Below are 14,220 nucleotides of genomic sequence, written 5' to 3' on the forward strand. Positions count from 1 at the left end.
CCCCGAGCGTGGGGGGAAGGGTCGCGGGGCGGGGTCGGGCCGGGGTGTCAGCAGCCGTAGTCGACCAGGTCGAACGTGGCGTAGTGGTCGGAGGTGTAGTAGTCCTCTTCGTTCTGGCGGCCCGTGACGATGCGGCGGGCGCCACGGGTGGACGAGCCGGGGGTCTTGACCGTGTACTCGTGGTAGTAGCCGGAGGACTGCCGGGGGAGGACGCCCTCGCGGTTCTGGAAGACCACGCCGTCCTGGGAGTACGGGTAGGGGCCCCCCTGGGCGATGAGGTCGAGGGTGTGGTGCGCCTGCGACGGCAGGGCGCCGTAACAGATGCTGCCGACCGAGGTGGTGGCCGCGTCCGCCGTGCCGGCGGAGACGGTGCCGCCGACAAGGAGAGCGGAGAGCAGGGCCGCGGCGGCGCCGATTCGGGTGGTGCGTGGGGGGTATCTCATGGCTTCATGATGACGCGCGTAGACGCGTTCATGTCAATGACGAAGAGGTGGATTCTCCTGCGGGCCCGATGAGTTCTCGCGGCGTTAACCTGCGTCAACAGGAGCTGTTAGGGCTCCTGTCGACGTTCCGCCGGACGGCTAGAAGGACCCGTACTCGGGGCTGCCCGCCAGGTCGTAGGACTGGATGGAGACACCCTTCCCGGTGACCGTGCCGCCCGCGTGCCGGAAGCGGGTGGGGACGGCGCCCTCCGTGAAGAGGCGGCGGCCCTCGCCGAGCACGACGGGGAAGGTCAGCAGGTGCAGGGTGTCGAGCAGGCCGAGGTTCACCAGGGAGCGGACCAGCGCCCCGCTGCCGTGGATCTGGATCTCGCCCTCGGTGCGCTCCTTCAGCGCCTGGACCTCCTTGCCGAGGTCGCCGGAGAGCACGGTGGTGCCGGCCCACTCGGGGTTCTCGACGGTCGCGGAGACGACGTACTTGGGCAGCGCGTTCAGCTTGGCCGCGACCGGGTTGCCGGGGTCGGTCACCTTCGGCCAGTAGCCGGCGAAGATGTCGTAGGTGTGGCGGCCGAGCAGGAAGGCACCGGCCCGCGCGAAGCTCTCGTCGACGAAGCCGCCGAACCCTTCGTCGGCGTACGGGAAGGTCCAGCCGCCCTGGCCGAAGCCGCCGCTGGTGTCCTCCTCGGGGCCGCCGGGGGCCTGGTAGACGCCGTCGAGCGAGACGAAGACGGTGGAGACGAGCTTGCCCATGAGGTGCCTTCTTCCGGGTACGGGGTCGTGCTGTCGACGGTGCAGAACCCGCTCGGCACCGTAACTCATCGGTCCCCCGGGCGCGCCTCAGCCGTTCAGCTCCCGGTACCGCGCGGCCAGGCGGCTCGTCCCCTCCTCGGTGAGGGAGCCGAAGAGGCGCAGCCGGGAGATACCGCCGTCCGGATGGATGTCCACCCGCGCGTGCGTGCCGACGGCCGGGGCCTGGAGCGGGAAGCGGTGGCAGGTGTCCGGCTGGAGCCGGGTGCGCGGCAGGATCTCGGTCCACTCCCCGCTCTCGCCGTCCCGCACCGAGACCGACGCCCAGCCCGCGCTGTTCCCCTTCAGATACGCCGTGTCGATCTCGACGGCCCGGATGCTCGCCTGCGCGGCCAGCCGGTAGGTGATCCAGTCGTGGCCCCGGTCGCGGCGGCGCCGGGTCTCCCAGCCGTCGTCCATCCGCTGGGAGCGGCCGGGCCGGACGGTGTTGGCGGCCGGGGAGTAGAAGCGGTCGGACGCGTCCTCGGCCCGGCCGCCGTTCTCCAGCGCGGCCACGTCGAAGGTGCCGAGCGCCGCCAGCCACTCCGGGTCCGGGACGATCTCGCCGTAGGCGCGCAGGCGGGCGACTCCGCCGTCCGGGTGCTGGTTCAGCCGGAGGTGGGTGAAGCGCCGGGGCGCGGAGACGGGGAATCCGTTCGCCGCGTGGCCGCCGACCGGGGTGCGCGGGACGAGTGTCGTCCATTTCGCGCCGTCCCCGAGCAGTTCTTCGGGTGACGGGGCGCCGGGCACCGAGGTGGCCTCGACGGAGACGGCCTGCGGGTGGTTGCCCCGGAAGTGCGCGGTGTCCACCACGATCCCCCGGATCACACCGGGCGTGCCGAGCCGGATCAGCGCCCAGTCGTGGTCGTCGGCGCCCGGCCAGGGGTCCTCGGCGCTAAGGCCGCGCCTGCGGCGGGTCTCCCAGCCGTCCATGATCTTGCCCTTGTGACCGAAGCGGCCCGGCTCGAACTCGGCGCGGTGGGGCAGCAGCAGGTTCTCCCGCTCGGCGAAGAACTCGTCGTTGGCGGCGATCACCCCGGCCCCGAGGCGCCGGTCGGCGAGATCGGGATGGCGGGTGAAGGGGAGGTCCGCCGTGCGGTAGTCCGCGTAGGGGTCGCCGCCGCCGTAGGGAGCCGCGTCGCCGGTGAAGCGGGGCGGGGTGGGGGGTTGCTGCGCCGTCACGGTGATCGGGGTCCTTTCGGCAGGGGGACGGGGTCAGCCGTCACGGGTCAGCAGCCGGCCCTCCGGCTCGGTGAACCGACCTTCGCTGTACACCTGTCGGCCGCGCAGCCAGGTGGACCTCACCACGCCGTGGAGGGTCTTCCCGGCGTACGCGGTGACGGGGTTGCGGTGGTGGAGGCGGGCCGGGTCGACGGTGAAGGTGTCCTCCGGGGCGAGGACGGCGAAGTCGGCGTCGCGGCCCGGCGCGATGGCCCCCTTGCGGTCGAGGCCGGCCAGGGCGGCTGTGCGAGCGGACATCCATCGCACCACGTCGGTCAGTCGGTGCCCGCGCCGGCGTGCCTCGGTCCAGATCACCGGAAGGCTCAGCTGGAGGCCGGAGACACCGCCCCAGGCGGTCGCGAAGTCCGGCGTCTTGAGGTCGGCGGTGGAGGGCGAGTGGTCGGTGACGACGCAGTCGACGGTACCGTCCGCGAGTGCCTGCCACAGCAGGTCCCGGTTGGCTGCCTCGCGGATGGGCGGGCAGCACTTGAACTCACTGGCCCCGTCCGGGACTTCCTCGGCGCTCAGGGTGAGGTAGTGCGGGCAGGTCTCCACAGTGACGCGGACTCCGTCGGCGCGGGCGGCGGCGATGAGGGGGAGGGCAGCGGCGGAGGAGAGGTGGAGTACATGTACGCGGGCGTTCAACCGGCGTGCTTCTTCCAGCAGTCGGGCAATGGCATCCGTCTCGGCCAGGTGCGGGCGGGAGGCGAGGAAGCCCGCGTACGCCGGTCCGGAGGGGATGTCCGTGAGGTGGGCCGGGTCCTCGGCGTGCACGACCAGCAGCCCGTCGAACCCGGCGATCTCGGTCAGCAAACGGGCCAGCCGGGTGTTGTCCAGGTGCGGGAACTCGTCCACGCCGGACGGCGAGAGGAACGCCTTGAAGCCGAACACCCCGGCCTCGTGCAGCGGGCGCAGATCTTCGACGTTGCCGGGCAGCGCGCCGCCCCAGAAGCCGACGTCGACATGGGTCCGGCCCTCGGCGGCCGTCCGTTTGACGCGCAGCCGGCCGACCGTGGTGGTGGGAGGCACCGAGTTCAGCGGCATGTCGACGAGCGTGGTGACACCGCCGGCCGCCGCCGCGCGGGTCGCGGTCCAGAACCCCTCCCACTCGGCGCGGCCGGGGTCGTTGATGTGCACATGCGTGTCGACCAGGCCGGGCAGCAGGGCGTCGTCGCCGAGGTCGACGGCCGGAACCCGTGTCCCGTACGGCAGCACGGCCTCGATCGTCCCGCCGGTGACGGTGACCGTCGCGGGCCGTACGCCCTCCGGGGTGACGACACGCGTGGAGCGCAGCGCCAGCTCGACGTCGGACACCCGAACCCCTCTCCGCCGTACACGTCCACATGACGGAATTCAACGTTCTGTTGAAGGAGTCTCGCGGCACGCTCCGCCACACGTCAAGGGTGCCAGTCGCTCGGGCCGCGCGGCCTGAGCGGACGCGGGAGTGTCCACGGCGGTCGCCCACAGGTGCCACTCATGCGCAGGCGGGATGTGCGGGGGTCCATGGTGCGTCTGCTCCCGTTCCCTGGGTGGCGGTGCATGCTGGTCCCATGACATCCGGCCGAGCCCCCCGCCAGCCCCGGGTCGCCGGGCTGCTGCTCGCCGCCGGAGGCGGGCGGAGGCTCGGCGGTCGGCCCAAGGCGCTGCTGCGTCACGACGGCGCCCCGCTGGTCGAGCGGGCGGCCCGCGCCCTGTGGGACGCCGGGTGTGCGCGGGTGCACGTCGTACTCGGCGCCGGAGCCGGGGAGGTGCGCGCACAGGCCGAGTTGAGCGGATGCGTACTCGTGGACAACCCCGGCTGGGCCGACGGGATGGGGTCCTCCCTGCGCGCCGGGCTCCGCTCCCTTACGGGTACGGAGGTGCGCGGTGTCCTCGTGAGCCTTGTCGACCAGCCGGGCATCGGGCCGGAGGCGTACGCACGCGTGCTGGACGCCTTCACCGGCGAGACCTCCCTCGTGTCGGCCGCGTACGACGGCAGGCGCGGGCACCCGGTACTCCTCGGGGCCGCCCACTGGGCCGGTGTGGTCGCGGTCGCGCGGGGCGATCAGGGGGCGCGGGGGTATCTGCGGCGGCACTCCGGGGAGATCCGGCTCGTGGAGTGCGGGGACGTGGCCGAGCCGTACGACATCGACACCGGGGCTGATCTCGGCAGGCTGCGGCCCGGCGGGGCCCGTTGAGGTCCGGCGAGCTGGAAATCACGCTGCCCGGTCCGGCCCGCCCGTCACGGAGGAAGTGACCGCTCATGTGAGGTCCGCACCGGAGCGGCGCTGGACTTCCTCGCGGAGCTGCACCGCCGGTTCACCCCGCGCCGGAACGAACTCCTGGCCCGCGGGGCCGGGCGCCGCGCCGAGATCACCCGCACCGGCACGCTGGACTTCCTGCCCGGGACGGCGGACATCCGCGCCGACGACTCCTGGCGGGTGGCTCCCGCGCCGCCCGCGCTGGAGGACCGCCGGGTGGAGATCACCGGCCCGACCGACCGCAGGACGACGGTCAACGCGCGCCGACGGGGAGCCGGTCCCGGGCGCCCTGGTCGACTTCGGCCCCTACTTCTACCTGCCGAAGACCGAGTCCCACCTCGCAGCCCGCCTGTGGAACCACGTGTTCGTCTTCGCGCAGGACCAACTCGGCATCCCCCAGGGCTCCGTACGGGCCACCGTACTGATCGAGACGATCACGGCAGCGTACGAGATGGAGGACGCGGCCACCGCCGAGATCTCCCGCTCGCAGATCTGGCAGTGGATCGCGGCGGGCGTCGAGTTCCAGAACGGCGAGCGTGCCACCCCCCGAACTGGCGCGCCGGCTGGCCGCGGCCGAGCTGGCGGCGGTGCGGGCGGAGATCGGCGGGGAGACGTTCGCGGCCGGGCACTGGCAGGAGGCGCACGACCTGCTGCTGACGGTGGCGCTGGACGAGGAGTACGCGGACTTCCTCACGCTGCCCGCCTGCCGGCACCTCACCGGCTGAGCGCGTTCACTCGCCGGAAGGGCCGGGTCTCTCGGAGTGGCCGAGGGACCGCTCCGGCGCCACCCGGTCGCGTACCAGGCGCTTGACCGCCGTGGGCTCGGGAAAGCCCTGCTCACGGCGGTCCCAGACCGGCTCGCCGTCCACCCGGACGACGAAGACGCCGCCGGTGCCGGGCTTGAGGGCGAGTTCGCCCAGCTCGGTCTCGAAGGTGGTGAGCAGCTCCTGCGCCAGCCAGGCCGCGCGGGGCAGCCAGCGGCACTGGGTGCAGTACTCGATCTCGACTCGATGACTCACGGACGTCCCTTCATCCCAGGTGTACCGACCAGTCCTGTTCCGCCGCCGGGCGGCCGTGCAGGTCGGGGACCCGCTTGAGCCAGTCCGGACGGCCCCGCTGGGAGCGCTCGGCGCGGGCGGCCTCCTCGGCGGCGAGTTCCGCGCGGTCGGGGAAGTCGGTGGGCAGCCACCGGGCGGACAGCCGGGCGCGGGCCAGCAGGTGGTCGACGTAGGCGGCGCGGGCCTCGTCCGGGGTGGCGAAGGCGGGATCGTCGGTGAGCCAGGCGTCGGGCACCTCGGCGAGGATGCCGCGCAGCAGCTCCTCGGTGACCTCGGGGGCCAGCTCGGCGTCGGCGGCGCGCACGTCGGGGCCGTACTGGCCGAGGGCGTGGTGGCGGAAGTCGTACTTCCGGCCGGGGTCGGCGGTGTCCCAGCGGTGGTGGAAGACGAGGGCGGCGCCGTGGTCGATCAGCCACAGGCGCGGGGGCGCGATGCCGAAGGTCGGCCAGACCATGAGGTTGGAGCTGTGCACGGTGCGGTCCACGTTGGCGGTGAGCGCGTCGAGCCAGACGATCCGGCCCGCCTCCAGCGGGTCCACGGGGAAGTGCCGGGCGATCTCGGGGGTGAGGTCGCGGGCGCCCGGGAGATAGTCCATGCCGAGGTTGACGCCCGCGCTGGCGGCGTGCAGCTCGCGCACCTCCTGGTGCGGCTCGTCGGCGGCCACGACGGGGTCGAAGTGCACCAGCACCAGCTCGGGGAAGCGCAGGCCCAGGGCGCGGGCCAGCTCTCCGACGATCACCTCGGCGACCAGCGCCCTGTGGCCCTGCGCGGAGCCGGTGAACTTGACGACGTAGGTGCCCAGGTCGTCGGCCTCGACGACTCCGGGCACGGAGCCGCCGGAGCGCAGGGACGCGACGTAGCGGGTCGAGGTGACATCTCGCACGTTTCCCACCTCCCACATGAAGTGACCATAGTAACCAAGGGTGATCGGGATGCCGCCGAGGTCCCTTCAGCCGCCTGGGTGGTCTCCCGCGTCGGCGCGTCGGTCCGGACGCGAGTGACACGGCCTCGCCCGCCGGGGGCCCGGGGGCAGGACGCCTGATCGTGTCCCCGTCACCTGGCCCTGTCCGCGCGCAGCGGGTTCGGCAGGGGCAGGTAGCGGGCGTCCGCGCCGTCCGCGCCGGTCCAGCGGAGCAGGAGGTTGGTCTTGCCGGGGAGGGTGGGCGCGGTGAGCAGGGCCGGGAGTTCTGGGAGCGGGTGCCGGGACAGCTCGCGGCGGACGGCGGGCCAGGGGTCGAGGCCGGGGTGGTGTTCGGCGAGGGCGCCGGCGATCTCGGTGAGGTGGTTGACGAGCAGGCAGTACACCAGCCGCTCCCACCCGGCCTCGCGGGTCACCTCGGGCAGCAGCTTGGCGCCCTCCGCGTCGCGGAACAGCGCCTGTACGGGGGTGCCGGCGGCGTCGACGGCGACCAGGGTGTTCTGGAGGTGCGCCTCCAGCACGACACCGTGGTCGTGGAACGCGGTCAGCGCGGGCGGGACGACCTGGCGCAGATACGCGGCCCACCAGGCGCCCGGGTCAGGGGCAGTGGCCAGCGGGCTGCCGTCGAAGCCCTCGGCGAGCCCGGCCGCGAGCAGGGGCGTGGCGCCGGGCAGGAGGTGGCCGCGCAGTCCGTCACGGACCAGGACGGCGAGTTCCTCGAAGGCGAACGCGGCGGTGCGGTAGCCCCGGTCGCTCAGCCAGGCCGCGGGCGGCTCCATGGCGGCGAACGCGGCGCGGGCGGCGGTGTCGGTGCGGCCGAGCTTCTCCAGGTCATGGCGCCACAGCCGGCGGATGTCGTTGGTGATGCGGACGTCCAGGCTGAACTTCAGGAACAGGTCGCGGTCGGGCTCGTACACCGTGCGCACGGCCGCCGTGGGCCGGACCGCGAAGCCGGTGGGGCCGAGCCGGAGCAGGCGCCGGTCGGCGAAGGCGGGGGCGAGTTCGCGGGCGAGGAGGTCGAGCTGCCAGGGGTGGGCGGGCAGCAGCCGGTAGCCGGGCGGGGCGGTGCCGAGGGCGTCCAGGGCGGTGGTGTCGCCCTCCTCCGCGACCTGGTCCTCGCGGACGCCGAGCAGCACCAGCGGGAACCGGGCGTGCGCCTCGGGGGCGTACGGCAGCCATGCCGCGACCGGGCCGCCGCCGCGTGCCTTGGGCGCCGGGTGGTGCGGGTGGCCGGTGATCAGCGACTGCTCGGAGCGCAGATACGGGTCCTCGGGGGCGAGGGTGCGGGCACGCGCGGCGAGCAGGACGGCGACGGTGTCCCGGCTGTCGAGCATCTCGGCGGGCAGGTCGTCGCCCGGCAGGCCGGTGTGGGCGCGCAGTTCGTCGGCGACGAGTTCGACCAGTTCGGCGTGGGTCAGCCGCTGCCAGGCGTCGTCCGTGCGCACCTCGGGGCCGGACGGACGGCGGCCGGGGCGTACCCGCAGCAGCCGGCCGGTGCCGGGCAGCCGGTACACGGGCCGGTCACCGGCGTCCGGGACCGGCTGGGCCACCTCGCGCAGCAGGCAGTTGAGCAGCGGCGCCGACGCGTAGGCGTCGGCGTGCCGGGCGGCGGCGTCGGTCTGGGGCTTGAGGTCCACGCGTTTGTTCGCTCTCGTCATACCGGCGTCGGTGCCCGTTCATGGGGGGCCGACCGTGCTCAGCAAGTCTGCGGTGTCCGACAATCGTGCCCTGAGCTGCCAGTCCCCTAGGAGCCCACCGTGTACCACTCTCCCACTGCCGAGGCCGAGGCCGCCGAGGAGCTGGCCGCCGTGCGGCCCGCCCTGCGCGACCGCTGCAGGGCCGCGCTGCCGGGAGCCCGCGCGGCGGTCCTGACCCGGCTGTGGCGGGCGCTGGCGCACGAGCAGCTGCCGTGGGTCGCGGCCCGGACGGCGGGGGCGCACGGACTGACGGTACGGCTGGCGGACGGCCGGGCGCTGCACGGCCCGCGCTCCGACCCGTACGCGACCGGTGACCGCGTCACCGAGGTGCGCCTCGGCCGGGAGGGGTACGCGGACCCCGCGCGGCTGATGACGGACCTCGCGGTGCCGCACGCGGCGGCGTTCGCGGCAGAGCTGGCCAACAGCGTGGCCTCGCTGGCGCTGTCCCGCGCCGACGCGGCGGAGCCGGGTGCCGGGTGGCCGGAGCGGGACTGGGAGTGGGAGCAGCGGGTGGTGGACGGGCACCCCTTCCACCCCAACTGCCGTTCTCGGCCCGGCTTCTCGGTGGCGGACCAGCTGGCGTACGGCCCGGAGCACCGGCCGGTGGTGGAGCTGGGCACGGTGGCGGTGCCGGTGGCCGAGTGCCTGGTGTCGGGCGAGTGGCCGGCCGAACTGCGCTCCGGGGGCGACCTGTTGCTGCCGGTACATCCCTGGCAGGCGGCGCATGTGCTCAAGCGGACCACCGTGCCCTGGCGTACGGCGCATCCGCTGATGTCGCTGCGCACGCTGGCGCTGCCCGGCGGACCGCATGTGAAGACCGCGCTGAGCGCCCGGCTGACCTCCTCCGTGCGGGACATCTCCCCGTACTCGGTGCGGGCGTCGGCCGCGCTGTCCACGCTCGCGGCGGACCTGGTCGGCCGGATGGGCGGGCTGCTGGACATCACGCACACCCTGGGCGCCGCCACGGCCCACTCCCCCAACCTGGCGGTGCTGCTGCGCGAGTCACCCGAGGTGTACGCGGCTCCGGGCGAGCGGGTGCTGCCGGTGGCCGCGCTGTCCACCACGGCGCTGCCTCGGTCCGCCGACTGGCTGGCCGCGTTCACCCGGCTCGCGCTCACGGCCGGGCTGCGGCTGCTGGAGCTGGGGGTCGCGCTGGAGGCGCACGGCCAGAACCTCCTGGTGGTGCTCGCAGCGGACGACACCCCGCTGCGGCTGGTCTACCGCGATCTGGCCGACATCAGGATCAGCCCGGCCCGGCTGGCCGGACACGGCATAGTCGTATCGGAGTTGACGGGACGTCTGGTCACGGACGACGAAGTCAGCCTGCGCCGGAAGCTGTTCGGGTCGCTGGTCGGGGGTGCGCTCGCCGCGGCGGCGGGTTCCGGCCCGGCGCTGGGTGCCGCGCTGCGGGCCGCGCTGCCGGATCTGCCCCGTACGCCCGACCTGGCGGCGCTGTGTGAGAATCCGCTGCCCGTCAAGGCGTTGACCCTGATGAGGCTGTCCCCGGAGACCCCGGGGGATCTGTGGACGGAGCTGCCGAGCCCCTTCGTTTTGGAGGCCGACACCTACGATCAATAAGATCCGCCGATGATCAGAAGACAACGGCTGGCGGCGGGCGTCTGCGCCCTGCTCGCCGCCCTGGCGGCCGGGATCGCGTGTCCCGGCGGGGCCGCAGCGGACGAGACCGAGCCGCAGCCCGCTCCGAAGGTCGAACTCGTCCTGGATGTCAGCGGTTCCATGCGGACCCGGGACATCGACGGCGGCACCCGGATGGCGGCGGCCAAGCAGGCGTTCAACGAGGTGCTCGACGCGACGCCGGAGGAGGTGGAGCTGGGCATCCGCACCCTCGGCGCCAACTACCGTGGCAACGACCGCAAGGAGGGCTGCAAGGACACCGAGCAGCTCTACCCCGTGGGCCCGCTGGACCGCACCGAGGCGAAGACCGCGGTGGCGACCCTGGCGCCGACCGGCTGGACCCCCATCGGTCCGGCGCTGCTGAAGGCGGCCGGCGACTTCGGGAACGGTGACGGCACCCGCCGGATCGTCCTGATCAGCGACGGTGAGGACACCTGCCAGCCCCTCGACCCGTGCGAGGTGGCCCGCGAGATAGCCGCCAAGGGCATCGGCCTGACCATCGACACCCTGGGCCTGGTGCCGGACGCCAAGACCCGTGACCAGCTCAGCTGCATCGCGGACGCGACCGGCGGCACGTACACATCCGTGCAGCACAAGGAGGAACTGACGGACCGGGTCGGCCAGTTGGTCGAGCGGGCCGCCGATCCGGTGGTGACCCCGGTGGCCACCGAGGGCGCCGACGCGTGTGCCGGGGCCCCCGCGCTCAAGTCCGGTCTGTACACGGACCGCGAGGAGTTCGGCAAGCAGCGCTGGTACAAGGTCGACGTCCAGCCGGGCCAGGAGCTGCGCGCCTCGGTGAGCGTCGCCGACGACCGGGCCACTGACCCCAACTACGGTGTGCTGCTGCGGGCGGTGACCCAGCGGGGCCGCGAGATCGTACGCGGTGAGGGCGCCGGCACCGGCCGTACCGACACGATCTCCACCGGTCTGCGCTACCCGAAGCCCGAGTCCGACGACGACGCGGCCCCGGAGACGGTGTGCCTCCAGGTCACCAACTCCTTCTCGGCCGCCGCCGGTGTGAAGACCACGCCGGGAATGCCGCTGGAGCTGACGGTCGACGTGGTGGACGGTCCTTCCGCCGCCTCCGACGTGGCCTCCTTCGGGCTCGGCCGCGGCTGGTGGCTGCTGGCCGCGCTGGTACTGACCGGTTTCGTCGCGGGTCTGCTGTGGGGCTGGCTGTCCCGCTGGCGGGTCGCGGTCTGGAGGACCAACTGATGCGTGCGACACGTGTGCTGAGCGCGACCCTGCTGACGCTGGGCCTGGCCGCCGCGCCCGCCGCGGCCGACTCCTCCCCGAGTCCCTCCCCGAGCGCGTCGGCGGACGGCAAGGCCCCCACCCAGGCGGGCACTTCCTTCCGCACGGCGGCCGAGATGGAACAGGGCCGGACGGCCACCGCCTCCGCGTCCACCGGTGATTACCTGTACTGGTCGTTCCCGGCCGACACCGGCCGGCGCCCGACCGTCAAGGCGACGGTGAAGCTGCCGGACACGCACACCGCGCAGACCTGGCAGCTCGACGTCTACGACGGCCTGCGCCGCCACCAGTCCTGCCAGTACGGCGCGGCCACCCGCACCGCCGGGCAGGGTGCCTCCACGGTCGAACTGGCCTGCGTGCTGCGCACGGTGCGCGCCTGGTCCGAGCCGTGGGCCAACGACCCGCTGCCCGGCACGTACTACGTCCGGCTGACGGTGCTGAACCTCGGCTCCGCCGACCTCGGCCTGCCGGTACGGGCCGAAGTCCGCGCGGACTCCAAGGACATCGGGGGCGCGGCGGCCGTCGACGGCTCGCTGGGCAAGCCGCTCGTCCCCGGTATCGCGGTCAAGTCCGATACGGAGAAGGACGGTTCGAAGTCGGCCGTGCTCTCCGCGATCGAGCCGGACGACGGCTGGTCCTCGCACTGGTGGTCCAGCCGCTGGGTGTGGACCGCCGTCGGCGGCGCGCTGGCCGCGCTCGCGGGCATCGGCGGTCACGCGCTGACCCGGGGCCGGGGCCGTCCGCCGTACGTCCCACCGGGCGCCTGACCCGGACGAAGGCCCGCCAGGACTCAGAACGGCGGGCCTTCGTCATTCCCGCAGCGCCTTGGCGAGGGCCCCGTCACCGGTCACCGTGACCCGCCCCGCCCGCACCGCGTCCGCGATCCCCACCTCGCCCCGGCACACCTCCGCGCAGGTCGCCGCGTCCATCACCAGCCGGGCGTCCGCGGCCTCCGGCGCCGGACCGTGCCCGTACACCGGTCCGTCCTCCGCGCCGGTGAGCAGATGGAACTCACCTTCCTCCAGGACGACTTCGGCCACTCCGGCCCCCGCCTCCGCCGCGCTCAGCGCCGCCAGCAGCGGGAGCGCCGACCAGTGGGCCCGTACCGCGTCGGTGGGCCGCCGCTCGGCCAGCTCGGGGCTTCCCCACTCTCCGAGGGCGTGCAGGACCGGCAGCAAGTCACGGCCACGCGCCGTGAGTTCGTACACGTAGGCCGCGCCGGGCGGGGGCAGCCTGCGCCGGACGGTGAGTCCGTCGCGCTCCATGTCCTTCAGCCGGGAGGCGAGTACGTCCGTGCTCACCCCGGGCAGGTCCGCGTGCAGGTCGGTGTAGCGGCGGGGCCCGGCCAGCAGCTCCCGGACGATCAGCAGGGTCCAGCGGTCCCCGACCAGGTCGAGGGCGCGGGCCGCGGAGCAGTACTGGTCGTAGCGTCGGCGAGGTGGCATGCGACGCAGTCTAGACATGTTGTTGGACTTTCCAAGCTCCTACTTGGTAAAACCAAGCAACACCAGTTACCGGAGGGGTTGCGACGCATGGAGTTCCGGCAGTCGAACAAGCTCAGCGAGGTCTGCTACGAGATCCGCGGCCCGGTGATCGAGCACGCCGACGCGCTGGAGGAGGCGGGGCACAGCGTGCTGCGCCTGAACACCGGCAACCCGGCGCTCTTCGGTTTCGAGGCACCGGAGGAGATCACCCAGGACATGATCCGGATGCTGCCCCGCGCCCACGGCTACACCGACTCGCGCGGTGTCCTCTCGGCCCGCCGGGCGGTGGCCCAGCGCTACCAGAACCTCGGCCTGGCCGTGGACGTCGACGACGTGTTCCTGGGCAACGGCGTCTCCGAGCTGGTGTCCATGGCGGTGACGGCGCTGGTGGAGGACGGCGACGAGATCCTGATCCCGGCCCCGGACTTCCCGCTGTGGACGGCGGTCACCAAGCTGGCCGGCGGTCGAGCGGTGCATTACCTGTGCGACGAGCAGGCCGACTGGGCGCCCGACCTGGCCGACATGGCGTCGAAGATCACCGACCGCACCAAGGCCGTGGTCCTCATCAACCCCAACAACCCGACCGGCGCGGTGTACCCGAAGGAGGTCGTCGAGGGCATCCTCGACCTGGCCCGCCGGCACGGCCTGATGGTGTTCGCGGACGAGATCTACGACCAGATCCTCTACGACGACGCCGTCCACCACTCGGCCGCGTCCCTCGCCCCCGACCTGGTGGTCCTCACCTTCTGCGGGCTGTCCAAGACCTACCGGGTGGCGGGCTTCCGCTCCGGCTGGCTGGTGGTCACCGGCCCCAGACAGCACGCGAAGAGCTATCTGGAGGGCCTGACCATGCTGGCCTCCATGCGGCTGTGCCCCAACGCGCCCGCCCAGTACGCCATCCAGGCCGCGCTCGGCGGCCGCCAGTCCATCCGTGAACTGACCGCGCCCGGCGGCCGGCTGTACGAGCAGCGGAACGTGGCCTGGGAGAAGCTGAACGAGATCCCCGGCGTGTCCTGCGTCCGGCCCAAGGGCGCGCTGTACGCGTTCCCGCGCCTCGATCCCAAGGTGCACAGGATCCACGACGACGAGAAGTTCGTCCTCGACCTGCTGCTCCGCGAGAAGATCCAGGTAGTCCAGGGCACCGGCTTCAACTGGCCCGCACCCGACCACTTCCGCATCCTCACCCTCCCCCACGCGGACGACCTGGAAGCGGCGATCGGCCGGATCGGCCGCTTCCTGAGCGGGTACCGGCAGTAGCTCCACCGGGGACTGTCACTGCCCGGCCGTACGCTTCGAAGGACAGGCAGTGGAACGGAAGGAAGCACCGACATGGCACGATCGCCCACCGCCGCGCAGCGGCGCGTCGTCGAGGGTGCCGATCCCGGCACGGGTCGGCTGCGGGGCACCGGCGCGCAGCTGGCCGCCCTCGTCCGGCTCGGCCTCGCCTTCCGTCACCCGCGCCCGCCCCACGACCACTTCCTGACCC

General features: G+C 73.2%; 13 protein-coding genes and 1 pseudogene. 6 read left to right on the top strand and 8 right to left on the bottom strand.

Features of this window, described 5'->3' with window-relative positions; all coding sequences use genetic code 11:
* Positions 1 to 47 precede the first annotated feature (47 nt).
* The 4 genes from ACFWN1_RS25070 to allB all read right to left on the bottom strand — a co-directional run bounded on the left by ACFWN1_RS25070 (position 48) and on the right by allB (position 3,761).
* Positions 48 to 443 (bottom strand): ribonuclease domain-containing protein, encoded by a 396-nt coding sequence (locus ACFWN1_RS25070; RefSeq protein ID WP_384366097.1) that lies wholly within the window; start codon positions 441 to 443, stop codon positions 48 to 50.
* A gap of 138 nt (positions 444 to 581) precedes the next feature.
* A complete protein-coding gene (locus ACFWN1_RS25075) occupies positions 582 to 1,190 on the bottom strand; it encodes a dihydrofolate reductase family protein (RefSeq protein ID WP_384366100.1) in 609 nt (202 codons plus the stop codon).
* A gap of 87 nt (positions 1,191 to 1,277) precedes the next feature.
* Complete coding sequence (gene alc, locus ACFWN1_RS25080) at positions 1,278 to 2,408, bottom strand: allantoicase (protein ID WP_384366103.1); 1,131 nt, start codon at positions 2,406 to 2,408, stop codon at positions 1,278 to 1,280.
* 33 nt (positions 2,409 to 2,441) lie between these two features.
* The gene (gene allB, locus ACFWN1_RS25085; protein ID WP_384366106.1) at positions 2,442 to 3,761 is read right to left on the bottom strand and encodes an allantoinase AllB; all 1,320 of its coding nucleotides are present in this window, start codon (positions 3,759 to 3,761) and stop codon (positions 2,442 to 2,444) included.
* 236 nt (positions 3,762 to 3,997) lie between these two features.
* On the opposite strand from allB, the gene ACFWN1_RS25090 reads away from it, so the two are divergent.
* A complete protein-coding gene (locus tag ACFWN1_RS25090) occupies positions 3,998 to 4,624 on the top strand; it encodes an NTP transferase domain-containing protein (RefSeq protein ID WP_384366109.1) in 627 nt (208 codons plus the stop codon).
* 60 nt (positions 4,625 to 4,684) lie between these two features.
* Positions 4,685 to 5,412: pseudogene (locus ACFWN1_RS25095) on the top strand (hypothetical protein); the annotation flags it as partial.
* A 6-nt stretch (positions 5,413 to 5,418) separates the two neighbouring features.
* Here the strand turns inward: ACFWN1_RS25095 and ACFWN1_RS25100 are convergent.
* The 3 genes from ACFWN1_RS25100 to ACFWN1_RS25110 all read right to left on the bottom strand — a co-directional run bounded on the left by ACFWN1_RS25100 (position 5,419) and on the right by ACFWN1_RS25110 (position 8,322).
* Complete coding sequence (locus ACFWN1_RS25100; protein WP_384366112.1) at positions 5,419 to 5,706, bottom strand: SelT/SelW/SelH family protein; 288 nt, start codon at positions 5,704 to 5,706, stop codon at positions 5,419 to 5,421.
* A 10-nt stretch (positions 5,707 to 5,716) separates the two neighbouring features.
* Complete coding sequence (locus ACFWN1_RS25105) at positions 5,717 to 6,628, bottom strand: HipA family kinase (protein WP_384366115.1); 912 nt, start codon at positions 6,626 to 6,628, stop codon at positions 5,717 to 5,719.
* Positions 6,629 to 6,798: 170 nt separating this feature from the next.
* Complete coding sequence (locus tag ACFWN1_RS25110) at positions 6,799 to 8,322, bottom strand: IucA/IucC family protein (protein WP_384366118.1); 1,524 nt, start codon at positions 8,320 to 8,322, stop codon at positions 6,799 to 6,801.
* A 99-nt stretch (positions 8,323 to 8,421) separates the two neighbouring features.
* On the opposite strand from ACFWN1_RS25110, the gene ACFWN1_RS25115 reads away from it, so the two are divergent.
* From ACFWN1_RS25115 to ACFWN1_RS25125, 3 genes are read left to right on the top strand one after another with little or no spacing between them, the layout of a single operon-like run.
* Positions 8,422 to 9,939: an IucA/IucC family protein gene (locus tag ACFWN1_RS25115; RefSeq protein WP_384366121.1), complete on the top strand. Its 1,518-nt coding sequence runs from the start codon at positions 8,422 to 8,424 to the stop codon at positions 9,937 to 9,939.
* 9 nt (positions 9,940 to 9,948) lie between these two features.
* Positions 9,949 to 11,211, top strand: a complete 1,263-nt coding sequence (locus tag ACFWN1_RS25120; protein ID WP_384366124.1) for a VWA domain-containing protein — start codon at positions 9,949 to 9,951, stop codon at positions 11,209 to 11,211.
* Positions 11,211 to 12,017, top strand: coding sequence for a hypothetical protein (locus ACFWN1_RS25125; RefSeq protein WP_384366127.1), 807 nt, complete (start codon positions 11,211 to 11,213; stop codon positions 12,015 to 12,017). Before ACFWN1_RS25120 ends, ACFWN1_RS25125 begins: the two co-directional genes overlap by 1 nt.
* A gap of 42 nt (positions 12,018 to 12,059) precedes the next feature.
* On the opposite strand, the gene ACFWN1_RS25130 is transcribed toward ACFWN1_RS25125, so the two are convergent.
* On the bottom strand, positions 12,060 to 12,695 hold the full coding sequence (locus ACFWN1_RS25130; protein WP_384366129.1) for a winged helix-turn-helix transcriptional regulator: 636 nt from the start codon (positions 12,693 to 12,695) through the stop codon (positions 12,060 to 12,062).
* Between the two features lie 87 nt (positions 12,696 to 12,782).
* Here ACFWN1_RS25130 and ACFWN1_RS25135 point away from each other — a divergent pair, with 87 nt between their 5' ends.
* Positions 12,783 to 13,991, top strand: coding sequence for a pyridoxal phosphate-dependent aminotransferase (locus ACFWN1_RS25135; RefSeq protein WP_384366132.1), 1,209 nt, complete (start codon positions 12,783 to 12,785; stop codon positions 13,989 to 13,991).
* The last annotated feature ends 229 nt before the right edge of the window (positions 13,992 to 14,220 follow it).

Origin of the sequence: Streptomyces sp. NPDC058459 (genome assembly GCF_042721685.1) — a bacterium.
Classification (GTDB): Bacteria; Actinomycetota; Actinomycetes; order Streptomycetales; family Streptomycetaceae; genus Streptomyces.